This window comes from Collimonas sp. (assembly GCF_035566555.1).
GTDB lineage: Bacteria > Pseudomonadota > Gammaproteobacteria > Burkholderiales > Burkholderiaceae_D > Collimonas.
In genome coordinates, this window is the sequence record NZ_DATMRB010000165.1 from 1 (window position 1) to 16,730 (window position 16,730).

Sequence of the window (16,730 nt, forward strand, 5' to 3'; positions counted from 1 at the left end):
ATAGGGATGTTTGCGCGACAGTTGTTGCAAGGTTCGTTTCTCCGCTTCAGTCAGTTCAACTTTCAGTTTCATGAGCATCGGTTCGAGTTGAGATTGCCTTCAGACTCATAATCGTGAATTTAGTTTACCCGGGGCACTTACTTCTCGTTGTTTTATTTTGCTAACTGAGTTTTACATCAAAAGGGCATTGTCATGACCAAAGTTGCTATCGTTTACCACTCAGGCTACGGCCATACCAAGAACCAGGCCGAGGCAGTGCATGCCGGCGTATTGCGCGCGCAAGGCGCGACGCCTGAGCTGATCGCCATCGATGCCGAAGGCAATCTGAGCGATGCCGCCTGGGCCACGCTGGAAGCTGCCGACGCCATCATCTTTGGCACGCCGACCTACATGGGCACGGTTTCCTGGCAGTTCAAGAAATTTGCGGATACTTCGTCGAAGCAATGGTTTGGCCAGAAATGGAAAGACAAGGTCGCCGCCGGCTTCACCAATTCGGCGACCATGAATGGTGACAAGGGCACCACCATGAGCTACCTGATCACGTTCGCGATGCAGCACAGCATGGTGTGGGTCGGCACCGGCCTGATGCCAGCCAACAGCAAGGCAGCGCAGCGCAACGACGTCAATTTCGTCGGCGGCTTTTCCGGCGCCCTGGCGCAAAGCCCGTCCGATTCGTCGCCGCAGGAAGGTCCTGCAGCCGGCGACCTGGAAACCGCCAGCCAGTTCGGCCAGCGCGTTGCCGAGACTGCGCAGAAGTTCAAGAAGTAATTGATTTGACGGGAGGGCGCAATCCCTCCGCTCGGAAAACAAAAAGCCCGCGGCAACTGCCAGCGGGCTTTTTCATGGGGCTGAATTGCGCGATTAATGCGCCGTGCTGATGTCCGATGGCGCTGCCGCTTCGGCCGGAACTGTCTCGGCCAGGCAATGCGGGCAAGACTTGCCGGCAACGTATTGCGGCGACAATTGCTGGCGCGGCGTCACCACCGCGCGGCAGGCGTAGCATTGCACCGTGGCGGTTTCCTGCAGTTGCGGATTGAGCGCGGTGCGATAGTCGAACACGAAGCAATCGCCGTCGTAATGGGCGCCGCCGCATTCCTCGAAATACTTGAGGATGCCGCCTTCCAGCTGGTACACGCTGTCATAGCCGATGTCTTGCATGTGGATTGCCGCTTTCTCGCAACGGATGCCGCCGGTGCAGAAGGTAACGATGGTCTTGCCGGCCAGCTCGTCCTTGTGCTCTGCCACTACCGCGGGAAACTCGCTGAACTTTTCGATGCGGTAGTCGATGGTGTTTTCAAAGGTGCCGACATCGACTTCAAAGGCATTGCGGGTATCCATCATCACCACCGGCCGGCCGTTGTCGTCAACGCCCTGGTCCAGCCAGCGTTTCAGGGTCTGCGCCTGTACTGCCGGCGCGCGCCCCAGTTCCGGCTTGATCAGCGGATGCTTCATGGTGATGATTTCCGCTTTCAGCTTGACCAGCATGCGGGTGAACGGCTGTTTATCGGAATAGCTTTCCTTGACTTCGATGTCCGCAAAGCGCTCGTCGGCGCGTAGCCAGGCCAGAAACTGGTCGATTTGCGCACGTTGTCCAGCCAGAAACAGGTTGATGCCTTCCGGAGTGAGCAAGATCGTGCCTTTTAGTTGCAATTCCTTACAAATTGCAAGAAATTCTGGGCGCTTCTGCTCCGTGTCTATGAAAGTGACGAATTTGTAGGCCGCAATATTGACAAAAGAGTGACTGGACTGCATGGGAAATTTCTCGGTAAGTCGTTGATTTATCAGTATTATAAACGGCAGGCATGGGTTTGCCCAATTTTGCTAAAAGTCTGACAGGCCTCGGGGTAAAATACCGCCCATGACGACACCGCAATTTATTCACCTCCGCCTCCACTCTGAGTATTCCATCGTCGATGGCCTGGTGCGCATCGACGACGTAGTGAAAGCAGCAGCCAGCGATGGCCAGGCCGCGCTTGGCATTTCCGACCTCGCCAACCTGTTCGGCATGGTCAAATTCTACAAGGCCGCGCGCGGCAAGGGCATCAAGCCGATCATCGGCTGCGACGTCTGGATCACTAACGACGACGAACGCGACAAGCCGTCTCGTCTGCTGTTGCTGGTCAAGAACCGCAGCGGCTACCTGCAGCTGTGTGAACTGTTGTCGCGCGCCTGGCTGGAAAACCTGCACCGCGGCCGCGCCGAAATCCGCGCCGAATGGCTGGCCGCTCTCAAGGACCACGGGAATGGCAGCGGCAACGGCCTGATTGCCTTGTCGGGCGCCCACTTCGGCGATATCGGCATGGCCATCGACAACGGCAACCTGGAAGCGGCCGAGCGTTGCATCCAGCGCTGGATGAATATTTTCCCGGATAATTTTTACGTTGAAGTGCAGCGCGCCGAGCAGCCGAACATGGAAGCGCATGTGCGCCAGGCAGTGGCGCTGGCGGCGAAATTCGGCGTGCCGGTGGTGGCTACCCACCCGACCCAGTTCCTGGACAAGGAAGAGTTCATCGCGCACGAAGCGCGTACCTGTATCGCCGAAGGCGAGATGCTGGCGAATGCGCGCCGCGTGCGCCGCTTCAATGTCCAGCAATCGTTCAAGAGCCAGGCCGAGATGGCGGAACTGTTTGCCGACATGCCGGCGGCCTTGCAGAATTCGATTGAAATCGCCAAGCGCTGCAACCTGACGCTGCAGCTGGGCAAGCCGCAACTGCCCGATTTCCCGACGCCGGACGGCATGACCATCGGCGAATTCCTGATCCAGCAATCACAGGAAGGCCTGGAGCTGCGCCTGGCGCACCTGTTCCCGGATGAGGCCAAGCGCGAGCAGCAGCGCCAGCGTTACCAGGACCGCCTCAAGTTTGAAACCGACACCATCATCAAGATGGGTTTCCCCGGCTACTTCCTGATCGTTGCCGAGTTTATCCGCTGGGCCAAGCAGAACGGCGTGCCGGTCGGACCGGGACGGGGTTCCGGCGCCGGTTCTCTGGTCGCCTATTCGCTGCAGATCACCGACCTCGATCCGCTCAAATACAATCTGCTGTTCGAACGCTTCCTCAATCCGGAGCGGGTATCGATGCCCGACTTCGACATCGACTTTTGCCAGGAAGGGCGCGACCGCGTCATCCAGCACGTCAAGGATTTGTACGGCAAGGATGCGGTATCGCAGATCGCCACCTTCGGCACCATGGCCGCCAAGGGCGCGATCCGCGACGTCGGCCGCGTGCTCGACTTCGGCTACAACTTTTGCGACGGCATTTCCAAGCTGATCCCGTTCAAGCCGGGCAAACATGTGACCATCGCCGATGCGATCCAGGAGGAACCGATGCTGGCCGAACGCCTCGAAAACGAGGAAGAGGTCAAGCAGCTGCTCAACCTGGCGCAGCAGGTCGAAGGCATCGCCCGCAACATCGGCATGCATGCCGGCGGCGTCCTGATCGCTCCAGGCAAGCTGACCGATTTCTGCCCGCTCTACACCCAGGGCGGCGATGCCGGCGTGGTCTCGCAATACGACAAGGACGACGTCGAAGCGGTCGGCCTGGTGAAGTTCGACTTCTTGGGTTTGACCACCCTCACGATCCTCGACCGGGCGGTGCGCTACATCAAGCAGCTCGATCCTGCCATGGCCGATTTCAGCCTGGAAAAGCTGCCGCTCAACGACCGTGCTTCCTATGAACTGCTGACCGCGGCCAAAACGGTCGCCGTGTTCCAGCTGGAAAGCCGCGGCATGCAAGGCATGCTGAAAGATGCGCGCCCCGACCGCTTTGAAGACATTATCGCGCTGGTGGCTTTGTATCGCCCGGGTCCGATGGACCTGATCCCGGATTTCTGCAAACGCAAGCATGGCGAGCGCTTCGATTATCCGGATCCGCGCACTGAGGGTATCCTGTCCGAAACCTACGGCATCATGGTGTATCAGGAGCAGGTGATGCAGATGGCGCAGGTGGTCGGCGGCTACTCGCTCGGCGGCGCCGATTTGCTGCGGCGGGCGATGGGTAAGAAAAAGGCGGAAGAGATGGCGGAGCACCGCCAGATTTTCCGCGACGGCGCGGCCAAGGACGGCTTGAGCGAAGCCAAGGCCGACGAGATTTTCGACTTGATGGAAAAATTCGCGGGCTACGGCTTCAACAAGTCGCATGCCGCCGCCTATGCTCTGTTGTCCTATCACACCGCCTACCTGAAGGCGCATCATCCTGCCGCGTTCATGGCCGCCAACTTGTCGCTGGCGATGGACGACACGGAAAAGATCAAGATCCTGGTGGAAGATTCGCTGGTCATCTGCAAGCTGACCTTGCTGCCGCCGGACATCAATCTGTCGGACTACCGTTTCACGCCGGAAGGCGAACCGGGCAAGAAAGCAACCTTCATCCGTTACGGCCTGGGCGCCGTCAAAGGTTCGGGACAGAACGCGATCGAAGCCATCATCGCCGCCCGCCAGGAAAAGCCCTTCGTCGACCTCTTCGATTTTTGCCTGCGGGTGGACAAGCGTCAGATCAATCGCCGCACCATCGAGTCGCTGATACGTGCCGGCGCCTTCGACTGCTTCAAGGTCGACCGCGGCATCCTGCTGGCTTCCGTGCCGCGTGCGATGGAAGCCGCCGATCAGAAACTGGCGTCTGCCAATCAGGTGAGCCTGTTCGGCGGTGACGACAGCGACCTGGAAGCGCCGATCGAATATGTGCAGGCGACGCCCTGGACCGATAAACAGAAACTGACGGAAGAGAAGAGTGCGCTCGGCTTCTATCTGTCTGGGCATCTGTTCCACGCCTACGCTGCCGAAGCGCGCCGTTTTGCGCGCACGCCGCTAGGCAGCCTGGAACCATCGCGCGAGCCGCGCACCCTGGCCGGCATCATCTCCAGCTTGCGGACCCAGATGACTCAGCGCGGAAAAATGATGATCGTTACCCTGGACGACGGCAGCGCGACGCTTGACGTCACCGTCTATAACGAGCAGTTCGAACCGAACAAGGCGTTTTTCAAGGAAGACGAATTCCTGGTAGTGCAGGGCAAGGTTTCGGAAGACCGCTTCAATGGCGGCTTGCGGGTGTCGGCAGAAAAGGTGATGGATATTGCTACTGCGCGGATTCACTATGGGCGTCAAATTGTACTGTCTTTATCGTCTCCTTCGCAGAAAGTCGATGCGTTGCAGCTTAGGGAGATGCTGTCGTCACATCGTTCAGAAACAGGCCTGCCGATAACGTTGCGTTACACCGGGGAGGGCATCGCGTGCGAAATCTTATTCGGCGATGAATGGAGGATGTCTCCTAGCGACGGCCTGCAGCTCGCCTTGTCAGAAAAAATAGGCCCGGAAGCGGTCGCGGTGGAATATTAAACTGGTGCAATTTACCAGAGCCATTTCACCATTTAACTTAAATCCGGAGAAGAAATTTGTCTTATATTAAATGGCCTGTAATTCTGGCCATTCTGTTGTTTCCTGCCTTATCCATAGTGCTGCACAATGCTGGCAATGCCTGTTTATTCGTGCTTTTGATTTGCAGCATAGCCGCACTGATCTTGCGCTGTAAGCCCATGGGCATCACGTTCAGTCAAATGTTGAAAGACTATTGGCCGCTTCATCTTGCCATGGCATCCTTGTTCATTGCAGTCATTCTCAATCAGTTTTCGCTTGGGATTTTTGACGCTAAACAATATGATCGCGCTCTGCGCCTTGCCATCTTTGCGCCAGTCTTTTGGATAGTGATGGCGGCACCCCTTAAATATCTGAAGTATGTGCAGTGGGCTTTCATTTGCGGAATCATTGCAGCAACGATCAAGATATATCTGGTGACGGATGGGGGAGTATCCCGGCCAGGCAATATCGGATTTCTGCTGATCATTGCTTTTTCTGATATTGCCCTGTTGCTGGGTTGCATGACACTGCTGTCGATCGGCTGGAACAGCCGCCGCAGTAAAATGATCATGGCCCTGAAATTCATCATTTTTATTGCCAGTCTGTACATCACCATTCTGGGACAGTCCAGAGGTACCTGGATAGCGATTCCTTTTTTTGTGATTTTCGTAGTCCATTCCTGGAGAAGAATCCAGCTGCGCCATAAGTTGATGCTGGCAATTTTCTCTCTTGTGGTGGTGGGATCCGTGTTTACTTTCAGTGGTACTGTGGAAACCAGGGTGACGGAAGCTAAATCGGATATTTCTCTTTATTTGCATGGAAAAAATGTTGATACTTCGCTAGGTATCAGACTTCAGCTCTGGCGGGCGTCGTGGGAACTGTTCAAGGAACGCCCGGTTTTCGGGATCGGACGGGAGAACTTCGGTATCGGCTTGGAAACCCTGTCTGCGCAAAACCAGATTACTCCTCTCGCGGCGTCTCTTGCACATTCTCATAATGAGCTTTTGTTCAATCTGACCATATTGGGGATATTCGGACTGCTTGCGAACTTGTCGATCTATTGTGTGCCAGCATACTATTTTTCCAGGGAGATACATCATCCTGACCGGGACATTCGAGTGGCGGCGGGAATGGGGATACTCCTGTGCCTGGGTTTCTTTATCTTCGGCCTTACGGACCTGATGTTTTTCTGGACGGTTCTTGGCGGATTTTATTGCATGAGCGTTGCGACATTCCTTGCCATCATAATTAAGCGTAAAAAAGAACTTAAAGCAGACTGACTGATGAGCTCATCTTCCTACACAACTTATTTCAAGCGCCTGGCGATACTGCACCGGCCATACAAGAAGCGCCTGTTTCTCGGATTGCTCGGGATGGTGGTAACGGCGGCAACAGAACCGTTGGTTGCCTATATTTTTAAAATTTTGCTGGATAACGGTTTTGTTCAAAAGCCGACTTTCCCTCTGTGGCTGGTGCCGGTTGCAGTGATCGGTGCATTTGTAGCACGTGGCGCGTCAACCTTCTTGACGACATACATGACTAACTGGGTTTCCACTCGGGTGTTGAATACGTTGCGGCAGCAAATGTTCAATCGCATCTTGCATGTGTCGATCGACTTTCACGCCACTCATACGGTAGGGCGGGTGATCAATTCGATCATGTTTGAAGTGCAGCAGATCATAGAAATGATCAGCAAGCTGTTTACGTCGATTGTGCGTTGTGTGCTGACGGTAGTGGGTTTGCTCGGATACATGCTGTTTATCAGCTGGAAGCTGACGATAGTCGCGCTGGTGCTGATGCCTTTGATGATCATGGTAGTCCGCACGACTGCCAAGCGCCTGAAAAAACTCAACAAGGATGCACTCGACGTCAATGCCCAGCTGACTCAGGTAATCGAAGAAACCACGCGTGCCCAGCAGGTCATCAAGGTGTTTGGCGGAGAAACATACGAGAAAAAACGCTTCGAAGAATCGGCCGAGCATATCCGGCACTACAGCATGCGCATGACCAGTACCTTCGCCGCTACCGTACCTGTTACGCAAATCATGATGGCTTGCGCGATGTCGGCCATGATCACCATGGGCCTGGTGCAGGCAAGTCATGCGCAGCTCACCGCCGGTGATTTCGTGTCGTTTCTGGCTGCCATGATCGCTTTACAGGTGCCGCTGAAGCAGCTGGCTGAGGTGAACGGCCCGCTGCAGCGTGGCATGGCTGCGGCGGAAGCTGTATTCAGGCTGATCGATAGTCCGATTGAGCGCGCCGACGGTATACCGCTGGATCGGCGTGTCACCGGGAAAGTTGAATTTTCCAATGTCGGTTTTTCATATCCCGGGCAGGAAAAGCCTGCGTTGATGGATATTAACCTGAATGTCGAACCGGGGGAAACGATTGCATTCGTGGGCATGTCAGGAGGCGGAAAGTCGACCCTGGTCAATTTGATTCCTGGATTTTATTCGGCGACTGAAGGCCGTATCCTGTTGGATGATCTGCCCATTGAGGAGATCTCTTTGCGCAGCTTGCGCTGCCAGATAGCCATGGTGAGCCAGAATGTGGTGCTGTTCAACGATACGATTGCGGCCAATATCGCCTATGGCGACAGTAATCCCGACCGTGCACGGATAGAAGCTGCTGCCAAGGCTGCGCATCTGTCCGAGATGATTGCGGCTTTGCCGGACGGCTACGAGACGCAAATAGGTGATAACGGCTCACGTCTCTCCGGCGGCCAGCGTCAGCGACTGGCGATGGCGCGCGCGATTTACAAGGATGCCCCGATCCTTATCCTGGATGAGGCTACATCCGCGCTAGATACCGAATCCGAGCGAGCAGTACAGGCAGCGCTCGACCAGTTGATGGAGGGCCGCACTACGTTCGTGATCGCGCACAGGCTGTCAACCATTCAGCGCGCCAGCCGCATCGTCGTGCTCTCGAACGGCAGCATTGTGGAAATCGGCACCCATGATGAATTGCTTGGCAAGCGAGGCGCATATGCAAATCTGTATCACCTGCAGTTTTCCAAGGAAGTGGTGAATGTAGAGAGCTGATGCGAGCGGCCCTGAGCAGCGGTCTTGATCTCGTCAACCTGCCGCATTTGAAAATACAGTCTGCAAGAAAATCAATAGAAAATCTCATGACAGCACAACTCGCTCCTGCCGCTTTGTTGGAAAAAACAGATAAGATCCTGTTCATTGCCCATCTCGCACTCGGCGATTTCACTTATCTGCAAAACTGTTTTCAGGCTTTTGCACATGCTTTTCCGCATATCAAAATCCATATTTGGGTTGATGAAGTGCGTCGCACCAACAACACTGCAGCATGGCCGTATTTGAAGAAATACGCCTTGTATGACTGGCTGGCTGAATGCCCGTTCGTTGCCAAGATTTACCAGCAGACTTACAGCCCCGCATTATTTGAGCAATCGATAGTCGAGGCGCAACAGGAGGATTATTCACTCGTCGTGTCGCTGGCGACCTTGCGGCCGCCAATGTATGCGAAACTTGCGCGCCAGATCAGCCCGCGCGGTTTTGTTGCTGGCATGAAAAAACCGGCGAGCATCTTTGCGCTGCATAAGTGTCTTGCCTATCAAAAACTGGATGCCGCGTTTGATCCGGATCGTGTCGCCGAGCGCGGAGTGCACATCAGTGCGGTCTATGCGGCCTGGTTCAATCGTTTGTTTGGCATCGACAGTACGTCATTTTCGCGCCTGCCTTTCGTGCAGATCCCAGAACAATGGGAGACGTACGCTAAAGAACAGCTGAAAGCATGGCATTTTGAATGCGCCGGCGGAAATCCGGCGGATCACCGGGCGCGGCTGATTTTCATTAATCCCTATGCCAAGACACCGAAGCGTTGCTGGCCGCTGGAGCGTGTCGTCGACCTTGTTTCCGCATTGCGAGCACAGGAAACTTACAAAGACACATGCTTTATAGTCAATGTGGTGCCCGAGGAAATGCAGCGGGCTAAAGCCTTTTTCGACGCTTATACGATAGCCCGCATACAGTTGTTCAGCGCGCAGGATAATTTCTTTCAGTTACCGGCGATGCTGCGCCAGTGCGATTTGATCATCTCGGTCGAGACCGCCGTGATGCACCTGGCCAATGCCGTGCACGTCCCGGTGATCGCCTTAATGCGCCAGAAAAATCCTGAGTGGGCGCCTATCGACCAGGAGAACAGTATCGTGATAACCACGGCAAATCGCCGAGACTGGGTTAAGGCAATTACGGTCGAGCAGGTTATCGCTGCGCTGCGCTAACGGTAGCTGCTTCCTCGGGGCTGGTGAGATGAGCGCCGCTATCCTGGCGCCATTGCAAGACAACTTCTGCGACGCTATCGGGTGTGATGTTCTCCATGCAAGCGCAACTGGCGGCGTCGACATCCTTGCAACCCGCGCAGCTGATCGGCAGGCACAGCGCCTGAGCCCGGGTTCCCAATGGCGCCCATCTGCCCGGATGCATCGGCCGGGTGGGTGGGAACAAGCCTAGCGTGCGCTGTCCCAGCGCCGCGGAAACATGGAGCGGTCCGGTACCGCTCGCAATCAAGCCGTCTGCCGCTTTAATGAACGAACTCAGCTGATCCAGCGTGAATTTGCCGCAGACGTTGCTGACATTTGGTAATTGCAATAATTCTGCACCATATGCGGCCAGCCATTCTCCTTCGGCGGCGCTGCCGGTGAGCCATATCCGGATATCCGGATATCTGCCCAGCTGTCTGGCGAGAGTAGTGTAATGCTTGATGGGCCATTCGCGGCCGTGGCCATTTGATTTTGTATGCAGAATCAGATTGAAAGGATGCGGCGCGAACATGCGCGCTATTGCCGGAACCTCTGGAATGTCGAAATCATACAGCGTAATAATTTCTGACAGTTCCGGAATGGTGGTTAATCCGAAAGGGCGCAGGAACTCGAAATTGAACTGTGCTTCATGCAGTTCCGAATTTCCTTTCTTGAATCGCACCCTGCGATTGCAGTAAAGCATTTGATACAGCTTATGGCGTGCATTTCCTATGCGATTGAGGATGCGGGCTTTGAAAGCTATCACCGCCAGACGCTTGTTTGGTTGCGCCAGAATGATGGTGTCAACCTTGGCATGTGCAAAATAGGCAGCAGGATTATCCAGGAATGTTTCAAGTTCCACTACCTCGTCGACGCTGCGGCAGTGCCTGATCACGGGGGCAGCATAGGCGCGGCATAGAAAGCTGATTTTCAGCGCCGGGAAATGCTGTTTTAAATATGCGGCAATAGGCAAGGTCAAGATGACGTCGCCTATATTGTCGGTGCGGCATATTAAGACATGTGAGCTTGTTATTGCCATATTTCGATCAGGTGTTGCTGAACTGATTGTAAGTTTGCAGAATTGTAGCTTGGCCTTGCGCTAGCAGGTCAAGTTATAACGGATAGTTACGTCTTGAATAAATTACCTTGCGGAAAGATATTTGAGGTACCACTTGAAGCTATCCAGCACTTGCCCGCGCTTCATCAGGAAGCGCGAATACATGCGCATCTCTTTGTAGTTGCGCGGCGCCTTGTCCAGCGCCAGGTCGGCCCAAGGCGAAAGCGCCTGGTACTTGACGAACAGGTCCCGGGAGGCATGCAGGCACCAGTCGTTCCACGGCTTGACGGCGCCGGCGAAATGGATGAAGACGACGTCGCCGATGTCGCGCATCTGGCGTTTGTCTTTTTCCAGGTCGTGGATCAGGTCATACAGGAAATTCCATTTGCGCGGGATGTACTGAATTTTTCCTTCCAGCACTACGTTCAGCGCATCCTGGTCAGGGAAGCGGTAGTGCTTGCCGTTCTCTAGGATGGCGTGGATGGTTTTCTCGGTGATTTCCTGCGCCATCCAGTTTTCGACATGCATGTACATCACGCCGGAATTGAAGTATTTCCCCGACGCCAGCTGCAAGGCCGCGCAGCGCCTTCTGGTGGTTTCGTCCGCATCGGGCACCACAATCGCCGCGCTGTCGCCGAACTCCATGCTGAGCAGTTCGGCCATGCTGCCGACGCACAGGATATCAGCGTCCAGGTACAGCACCTTGTCGCAGAGTCCGCGCAAGGTCGAGGGAATCAGCAAGCGGGTGAAGATGGTCGGCGAGTAGTAGGAAAACTGCGAGATGTGAGCAAACGGCTTGAAGACATCCGGATCGATGATGTGGATGTGCGTCTTCAGGCCGTACATCTGTTCCAGCTTCTTGAAGCGCGCCCGGTTGTCGTCGGAGAGCTTGAAGGCGAATACATGAAAGGTGAATTGCACGCCCGGGCTGTTAGCGATGATGGAGGCGATAGTCGCACCCATGCTGCGGCAATAGTGGTCGTCGACGCAAAAGGCAATGTGGAAGGAATCGTCCACCGCGGTGTCCGCCGGAGAAGTCGGTAAAGAGTTGTTCATGCAAACCTTACATAAGAATGATGTCGTACTGTTCCTGCGGATAAACCGTTTCCACCTGCAAGGAAATCGGCTTGCGGATGAAATCGCCCAGCATCGCCAGATGCTGCGATTCTTCTTCCAGGAACATGTCGACCACCACTTGCGACGCCAGGATGCGGAATTCGCGCGGGTTGAACTGCTTGGCTTCACGCAGCACTTCGCGCAGGATTTCGTAGCAGATGGTGCGCGCGGTCTTGACCTGGCCTTTGCCGTTGCAGGCAGGGCAGGGCTCGCACAGGATATGGGCAAGCGATTCGCGGGTGCGCTTGCGGGTCATTTCCACCAAGCCAAGCGCCGAGAATTCCGACACCGATTTCTTGGTGCGGTCGCGCAGCAGGGCCTTGTGCAGCTCGGCCAGCACGGCTAGCTTGTGCTCGCTGTTCTCCATGTCGATGAAATCGAGAATGATGATGCCGCCCAGGTTGCGCAGGCGCAGCTGGCGCGCGATCGCGTGCGCCGCTTCCAGGTTGGTCTTGAAAATCGTGTCGTCGAAATTCCGGCCGTTGACGAAACTGCCGGTATTGACGTCGATGGTGGTCATGGCCTCGGTCTGGTCGACGATCAGGTAGCCGCCGGATTTGAGCGGCACACGGCGGCTCAGGGCTTCCAGGATTTCTTCTTCCACGCCGTAGAGATCGAACAGAGGACGCTCACCGGTGTAATGCATCAGCCGCTCGGTGACCGAGGGCGTGTAGCTGGCGGCGAATTCCTGCAGCTTCTGGAAATTCTCGCGCGAATCGACCTGGATTGTAGTGGTTTCGTCGTTGACGAAATCGCGCAGGACCCGCTGCGCCAGGCTCAAGTCCTGATGCAGCAAGGTCGGCGCCGGCTTGGTCTTGGTCAGCAGCGTGATCGAAGACCAGGTCTTGCGCAGGTACTCGATATCCATCTGCAGGTCCGCATCCGGCGCATCCTCGGCCATGGTGCGGATGATGAAGCCGCCTTTTTCTTCCGGCGGCAGCAGTTTTTGTACTTTATTTTTCAGCAGCTCGCGTTCAGCCTCGTTCTCGATGCGCTGCGAAATGCCGATATGGCGGTCCTGCGGCAGATACACCAGCATGCGGCCGGCAATCGAGATCTGGGTCGACAGGCGGGCGCCCTTGGTGCCGATAGGATCCTTGACCACCTGCACGGTCAGCGACTGGCCGTCGAACAAGAGTTTTTCAATCGGCGTCTGCTGCGCCGCCTGGCCATCGTGGGCGCGGGTTTCCCAGATGTCCGCTACGTGCAGGAAGGCGGCGCGCTCGAGGCCGATATCGATGAAGGCCGATTGCATGCCTGGCAGCACGCGCACCACCTTGCCCAGGTAGATATTGCCGGCCAGGCCGCGCGACAAAGTGCGCTCGATGTGCAGCTCTTGCACCGCACCCTGGAAAATCAGGGCGACGCGGGTTTCCTGCGGCGTGATGTTGACGAGGATGTCTTCGCTCATAAAATGCGGATGCCTGCCTGTTGAAGTAATTGTGCGGTTTCGAAAAGCGGCAAACCCATGATGCCGGAATGGCTGCCGCGTATGCTTTCGATGAAAATCGCTGCCGGCCCCTGGATGCCATAGCCGCCCGCTTTGTCATACGGCTCGCTGGTATCGCAGTAGGCGTCGATCATGGCAGCGCTCAAGCTTTGGAATAAGACATCGGAAACTTGCGTGAGTTGCCAGGATTGCTCCTGATGGATGACGGCGACGCTGGTGAGCACCTGGTGCGTGCGTCCGGACAGCATTTGCAGCATCTCGGTCGCCTCGCGCCTGCTGGCCGGCTTGCCGAGGATCAGGCCGTCGATCGTGACGGTAGTGTCGGCGGCCAGGATAGGCCGTGCCGGCAGGCTGCGCCAGACCATCATCTGATGCGCCGCGCGGGCCTTTTCCATGGTGACCCGGGCGACATAGTGCTGCGGCAGTTCGTCCGGCAGCACATCCTCGCTGACATCGGGGCCGCGCGGCGTCTGATCCCGCAGCAGCAGCAATTCGAAGACCACGCCGATCTGGCGCAGCAGCTCGCGCCGGCGCGGGCTTTTCGAAGCAAGATAGATTTTCTGGTAAGGGTTTTTCATTGCTGGGCGGCATGCGTCGTGATTCCAGCGATTATTACAGAGTTACGCGTCTGACGGGGGTGTTTTGGGGGGAGATAAGCGCTCACCAGGCGAGGGTCAGACGCGATGATAGGGGTGATTCTGGGTAATCGACCAGGCGCGGTATAACTGCTCCGCCAGCAGCACCCTGACCATGCCGTGCGGCAGCGTCAGGCTGGAAATGCGCAGCAGGCTGTCAGCCTTGGCCTTGAATTCAGGATCGAGGCCGTCGGCGCCGCCGATGATGAAGGCAACGTCGCGGCCGTCGCGCTGCCATTGGGTCAGTTGCTGCGAGAGCTGGACGCTGGTGAGGTCTTTGCCGCGCTCGTCGAGGGCGACGATGCGTACGCCTTTCGGCAGCACCGCCTCAATCCGGCTGCGCTCCAGCGCCATGGCGGAAGCGGCCGTATGGCTGCCGGAACGTTCGACGGGTTTGATTTCCTTGAGGACGACGCGGCAATCCGGCGGCATGCGTTTCGCATACTCGCCGAAGCCGGTCTCGATCCATGCCGGCATTTTGTGGCCGACCGCAGCGATGATGAGCTGCATTGCTGAGGCTGTTCCTGCAGCAGCTTATTCAGCTGCCTTGGTTTTTGCCGGCGCGCGCTTGACGGCTGGCTTCTTGGCCGGAGCCTTCTTAGGCGCTGCAGCCTTCTTCGGCGGCACCGAGCTCTTCGACGGCGCTACCTTGATGGTCTTGCCGACGGCCTTCTTGGCGCCATCAGTCTTGACCGGCTTCTTGCGCGCAGGCGCTTTCTTCGGGGTGTCGTCTTCCGGCTTCAAGGCTTGCGAAGTGGTCAGATGGCGCGAGATCTTCTTCGGCGCTTCTTCTTCCGCTGCGGTACGGGTCGAGACGCGCTTGGCGGCGCCGAACTTGACTTCCTTGTCGCCCCAGATTTCTTCCAGGCGGTAGTAGGCGCGGATCGCCGGCTGCATGATGTGCACCACCATGTCGCCCATGTCGACCAGCACCCATTCGCCAGTGTCTTCGCCTTCAACGCTGAGAATGTTGCCGCCGTTTTCCTTGACCTTGTCGCGCACCGAAGCGGCCAGCGCCTTGGTCTGGCGGTTGGAGGTGCCGGAGGCAATCGCGATGCGGTCGAACAGGCCGGTCAGATGGACCGTGTCGTAGACGCGGATGTCCTGGGCTTTGACGTCTTCGAGAGCATCGATGACGAGACTTTGTAGTTTTTTGATATCCATTTAATTCTTATAGAGATGATGTTGTTCAATATAGTCCAGTACTGCGGCCGGGACCAGCGTGTCGGGTCTTTTTGCGTTGTGCAGCGCGGCACGAATTTCTGTTGCCGAAATGTCTATAGCCAGATTCCTTGCCAGATAGGTCAAGCCATGCGCACTCTGGCGTATCTGCTCCGGGGTGGCGGCGCGGCGTGTAAATTCGCGCGTGACCTCGGCTGGCACCTGCGACGCATCCATGGCGAAACCGGGGCGCGAAGCCACGCCCAGATGGGCATAGTCAAACAGCCTATCCCAGCCTTGCCAGGTATTCAGATGCTGCAACTGGTCCGCACCCATCAGGAAAACGATAGACGCCTGCGGCCCGAGTTCGGACCGTAATGCTTGCAATGTATCAATAGTATACGTTGCCGTCTTGCGCTCGATTTCCTGGCGGTCGATGACCAGCGGCACGCTTTGCTGGCTGAAGGCGCGCTGCACCATCTCGACCCGTTGCTCCGGACTGGCCTCCAGCCCGTGTTTTTGCCAAGGGTTGCCGGCAGGAATTACACGCAACTCGTCTGGCGCCAGCAAAGTGACAAAATATTTCGCCAGCGCCACATGGCCATTGTGGACCGGATCGAAACTACCGCCGAGAACTGCTACGCACTGCCTGGAGCGTGGAGAATGATTGGATGTCATTGCGGACTTGCTTATCAAACCCACTCGCGATGGATCAGGAAATCGGAATATAAACGGGCTTCCGGGCTTCCTGCCGCCGGTTGCCAGTTGTAGCGCCACTTGACCACGGGCGGCATCGACATCAGGATAGACTCGGTACGTCCCCCGGATTGCAGACCGAACAAAGTGCCGCGATCATACACTAAATTGAATTCAACATAGCGTCCGCGACGATATGCCTGGAAATCGCGCTCGTTTTCGCCATACGGCGTGTCCTTGCGCCGCGCCAGGATTGGCGTGTATGCCGGGATGAAGGCATTGCCCACGCTTTGCATCATGGCGAAACTCTGTTCGAAGCCCAGGGCGTTGAAATCGTCGAAGAAAATGCCGCCGACGCCGCGCGGCTCCTTGCGATGCTTCAGGTAGAAATAGTCGTCGCACCATTGCTTGAAGCGTGGATAGAGTCCCGGACCCTGGTCGCCAGCGCCGTCAAACGGCGTCAGCGCATCGCGGCAGCTACGGTGGAAGTGTTCCACATCTTCGCTGAAACCGTAGTAAGGCGTGAGGTCGATGCCGCCGCCAAACCACCAGACCGGCTCCTTGCCTTCGGCGCTGGCGATAAAGAAGCGCACGTTCATGTGCACGGTCGGTGCGAACGGATTACGCGGATGCATCACCAGCGAGACGCCCATCGCTTCCCAGGTGCGGCCAGCCAGTTCCGGCCGGTTGGCGGCGGCGGAGGGCGGCAGGCTGCTGCCCATCACGTGCGAGAAGCCGACGCCGCCGCGTTCCAGCACATTGCCTTCTTCGATGATGCGGGAAATACCGCCGCCGCCCTCGGCACGTTGCCATTGATCGCTGCCGAAGGGTTTGCCGTCAATTTGTTCCAGGGCCGCCACGATACGCGTCTGCAAGTCGAGCAGATAGGATTTGACGGCGCTGGCCGGACTGTCGGGAGAGAGGTTTGATGTCATCGTACAGATCGGTGGTGTCTATAAATTTGCTGGTTTACCAACGTCAAAAGCATAAACTGTTTA

Annotated in this window: 14 protein-coding genes; 5 read left to right on the forward strand and 9 right to left on the reverse strand. The window is 56.6% G+C overall.

Annotated features, from left to right (window positions below; all coding sequences use genetic code 11):
- Nucleotides 1–192 precede the first annotated feature (192 nt).
- Entirely contained in the window at nucleotides 193–768 is a 576-nt protein-coding gene (locus VNZ65_RS20200; RefSeq protein WP_325672214.1) for a flavodoxin family protein, read from the forward strand.
- A gap of 93 nt (nucleotides 769–861) precedes the next feature.
- On the opposite strand, the gene VNZ65_RS20205 is transcribed toward VNZ65_RS20200, so the two are convergent.
- Complete coding sequence (locus VNZ65_RS20205; protein ID WP_325672216.1) at nucleotides 862–1,752, reverse strand: sulfurtransferase; 891 nt, start codon at nucleotides 1,750–1,752, stop codon at nucleotides 862–864.
- 106 nt (nucleotides 1,753–1,858) lie between these two features.
- Here VNZ65_RS20205 and dnaE point away from each other — a divergent pair, with 106 nt between their 5' ends.
- The 4 genes from dnaE (at nucleotide 1,859) to VNZ65_RS20225 (ending at nucleotide 9,599) form a co-directional block, all read left to right on the forward strand.
- Nucleotides 1,859–5,332, forward strand: a complete 3,474-nt coding sequence (gene dnaE, locus VNZ65_RS20210) for a DNA polymerase III subunit alpha (protein ID WP_325672218.1) — start codon at nucleotides 1,859–1,861, stop codon at nucleotides 5,330–5,332.
- Between the two features lie 56 nt (nucleotides 5,333–5,388).
- Nucleotides 5,389–6,630, forward strand: a complete 1,242-nt coding sequence (locus VNZ65_RS20215) for an O-antigen ligase family protein (RefSeq protein ID WP_325672220.1) — start codon at nucleotides 5,389–5,391, stop codon at nucleotides 6,628–6,630.
- Nucleotides 6,631–6,633: 3 nt separating this feature from the next.
- Nucleotides 6,634–8,391, forward strand: a complete 1,758-nt coding sequence (gene msbA, locus VNZ65_RS20220) for a lipid A export permease/ATP-binding protein MsbA (RefSeq protein ID WP_325672222.1) — start codon at nucleotides 6,634–6,636, stop codon at nucleotides 8,389–8,391.
- Nucleotides 8,392–8,477: 86 nt separating this feature from the next.
- Complete coding sequence (locus tag VNZ65_RS20225) at nucleotides 8,478–9,599, forward strand: glycosyltransferase family 9 protein (RefSeq protein ID WP_325672297.1); 1,122 nt, start codon at nucleotides 8,478–8,480, stop codon at nucleotides 9,597–9,599.
- Here the strand turns inward: VNZ65_RS20225 and VNZ65_RS20230 are convergent.
- The 8 genes from VNZ65_RS20230 to hemF all read right to left on the reverse strand — a co-directional run bounded on the left by VNZ65_RS20230 (nucleotide 9,580) and on the right by hemF (nucleotide 16,667).
- Complete coding sequence (locus VNZ65_RS20230) at nucleotides 9,580–10,596, reverse strand: glycosyltransferase family 9 protein (RefSeq protein ID WP_325672224.1); 1,017 nt, start codon at nucleotides 10,594–10,596, stop codon at nucleotides 9,580–9,582. The genes VNZ65_RS20225 and VNZ65_RS20230 overlap by 20 nt on opposite strands.
- Before the next feature lie 162 nt (nucleotides 10,597–10,758).
- Nucleotides 10,759–11,730, reverse strand: coding sequence for a glycosyltransferase family 8 protein (locus tag VNZ65_RS20235; RefSeq protein ID WP_325672226.1), 972 nt, complete (start codon nucleotides 11,728–11,730; stop codon nucleotides 10,759–10,761).
- A 7-nt stretch (nucleotides 11,731–11,737) separates the two neighbouring features.
- On the reverse strand, nucleotides 11,738–13,201 hold the full coding sequence (gene rng / locus VNZ65_RS20240; protein ID WP_325672228.1) for a ribonuclease G: 1,464 nt from the start codon (nucleotides 13,199–13,201) through the stop codon (nucleotides 11,738–11,740).
- On the reverse strand, nucleotides 13,198–13,818 hold the full coding sequence (locus VNZ65_RS20245) for a Maf family protein (RefSeq protein ID WP_325672230.1): 621 nt from the start codon (nucleotides 13,816–13,818) through the stop codon (nucleotides 13,198–13,200). The genes rng and VNZ65_RS20245 overlap by 4 nt, the downstream gene beginning before the upstream one ends.
- 96 nt (nucleotides 13,819–13,914) lie before the next feature.
- On the reverse strand, nucleotides 13,915–14,385 hold the full coding sequence (gene rlmH / locus VNZ65_RS20250; RefSeq protein WP_325672232.1) for a 23S rRNA (pseudouridine(1915)-N(3))-methyltransferase RlmH: 471 nt from the start codon (nucleotides 14,383–14,385) through the stop codon (nucleotides 13,915–13,917).
- Nucleotides 14,386–14,409: 24 nt separating this feature from the next.
- Nucleotides 14,410–15,039: a ribosome silencing factor gene (gene rsfS / locus VNZ65_RS20255; protein ID WP_325672234.1), complete on the reverse strand. Its 630-nt coding sequence runs from the start codon at nucleotides 15,037–15,039 to the stop codon at nucleotides 14,410–14,412.
- Nucleotides 15,040–15,714, reverse strand: coding sequence for a nicotinate-nucleotide adenylyltransferase (locus tag VNZ65_RS20260; protein ID WP_325672237.1), 675 nt, complete (start codon nucleotides 15,712–15,714; stop codon nucleotides 15,040–15,042).
- 14 nt (nucleotides 15,715–15,728) lie between these two features.
- The gene (gene hemF / locus VNZ65_RS20265) at nucleotides 15,729–16,667 is read right to left on the reverse strand and encodes an oxygen-dependent coproporphyrinogen oxidase (protein WP_325672239.1); all 939 of its coding nucleotides are present in this window, start codon (nucleotides 16,665–16,667) and stop codon (nucleotides 15,729–15,731) included.
- Nucleotides 16,668–16,730: the final 63 nt, after the last annotated feature.

Bases quoted from the DNA above. Each gene is read 5' to 3' on its own strand.
- VNZ65_RS20200 (WP_325672214.1), top strand. From the start codon at position 193: ATGACCAAAGTTGCTATCGTTTACCACTCAGGCTACGGCCATACCAAG.
- VNZ65_RS20205 (WP_325672216.1), bottom strand. From the start codon at position 1,752: ATGCAGTCCAGTCACTCTTTTGTCAATATTGCGGCCTACAAATTCGTC.
- dnaE (WP_325672218.1), top strand. From the start codon at position 1,859: ATGACGACACCGCAATTTATTCACCTCCGCCTCCACTCTGAGTATTCC.
- msbA (WP_325672222.1), top strand. From the start codon at position 6,634: ATGAGCTCATCTTCCTACACAACTTATTTCAAGCGCCTGGCGATACTG.
- VNZ65_RS20225 (WP_325672297.1), top strand. From the start codon at position 8,478: ATGACAGCACAACTCGCTCCTGCCGCTTTGTTGGAAAAAACAGATAAG.
- VNZ65_RS20235 (WP_325672226.1), bottom strand. From the start codon at position 11,730: ATGAACAACTCTTTACCGACTTCTCCGGCGGACACCGCGGTGGACGAT.
- rng (WP_325672228.1), bottom strand. From the start codon at position 13,201: ATGAGCGAAGACATCCTCGTCAACATCACGCCGCAGGAAACCCGCGTC.
- VNZ65_RS20245 (WP_325672230.1), bottom strand. From the start codon at position 13,818: ATGAAAAACCCTTACCAGAAAATCTATCTTGCTTCGAAAAGCCCGCGC.
- rlmH (WP_325672232.1), bottom strand. From the start codon at position 14,385: ATGCAGCTCATCATCGCTGCGGTCGGCCACAAAATGCCGGCATGGATC.
- rsfS (WP_325672234.1), bottom strand. From the start codon at position 15,039: ATGGATATCAAAAAACTACAAAGTCTCGTCATCGATGCTCTCGAAGAC.
- VNZ65_RS20260 (WP_325672237.1), bottom strand. From the start codon at position 15,714: ATGACATCCAATCATTCTCCACGCTCCAGGCAGTGCGTAGCAGTTCTC.
- hemF (WP_325672239.1), bottom strand. From the start codon at position 16,667: ATGACATCAAACCTCTCTCCCGACAGTCCGGCCAGCGCCGTCAAATCC.